This is a genomic window from Campylobacter troglodytis (assembly GCF_006864425.1).
Classification (GTDB): Bacteria; Campylobacterota; Campylobacteria; order Campylobacterales; family Campylobacteraceae; genus Campylobacter_D; species Campylobacter_D troglodytis.
In genome coordinates, this window is record NZ_QHLI01000163.1 from 1 (window position 1) to 1,090 (window position 1,090).

At 30.6% G+C, this 1,090-nt stretch carries 1 protein-coding gene; it reads left to right on the forward strand.

The window, feature by feature from the left end:
• Nucleotides 1-277: 277 nt before the first annotated feature.
• On the forward strand, nucleotides 278-1,090 hold an 813-nt coding region (locus DMC01_RS12535), incomplete at its 3' end, for a hypothetical protein (RefSeq protein WP_142694516.1).

Here is a 1,090-nt window from a genome sequence, read left to right on the forward strand (position 1 = left end):
TGGCATTTTTATTAAATATGTCAGCTTTTATAAAGCTTCACTTTATTTATAGAAATAAAATATTAGAATTTGCAACTATAAGTATGTGCGAATTTTCATTTATATTTATTACTGGTATAATGACAGCACTTAGGAGGGTGTAAATTTATCATGAAATCATTTTAAAATTTAATGCAAAGATTAATCAATAAAAGAAATTCCGAATATAAGCTCTATAACCAAGGCATTTACGAAAGGTGGTAATTTATGTGTAGATTAAATAATAAAGGATCAGACATTGAAAAAAATAAAATCTATTATAATGAATGAATTTTACACTTACAATTTGCTTAAAGTATATGCAATGAGCAGTGAAAAATATGTAAATTTAAGTGATGAGGAGCTTAAGGAATATTTTTGTTCTCAACAAATCCCATTTAGGCATAAATATCCCAAAGTTTCATCAACCTTGCGCTTCAAAGGCAATCTTCGCATTTCTTGGAGCTTTGATATAAAGCATAACAAAAACATTGATTTAATATTTTTTCCTGAAAATAATCCCTTTGTAAATTATGCGTTTCTTTATGCTAAAGACTTTGCCAAACAGGTAAAATATGGCACCACTGAGCGAAAAATCACTAAATTTAAGGTCGATTACAACATAAACTACGACTTTGTCAAAGAGCTTTTATCAAAAGCGGAATTTAGTGAATCTCAACAACAGCGATTTTTTGATGTCCGCTTTGGCAGCGTTTTTGTGCCTATGGAGCTGGAGTTTGAATGGTATCTTATAGATTCTAAATTTTCTTTTGAGGAAATTAGCATTGTTCGATCTGATAGCTTTTTAACTAGCCCTATTTTAATAGGTGTAATTAAATCTTACACAGTCCTTTCTCAAAATCAAGCCTTGAATTTCCCTGAATTTATTGCCTCTTGGCAAGATAGCGAGTATAATGACACAAAAGAACATTATGAAACCGTTACAAAGCATATATCCTACAAAGAGCTTTTTACCCCCCTTCCAACAGCAGCCCTAGCCATCACAAAGACAAAAATAAATGATTTCTTTGTGAATTTAAGAAATAAGCCAAATGCAAAGGAAGGAAAAATC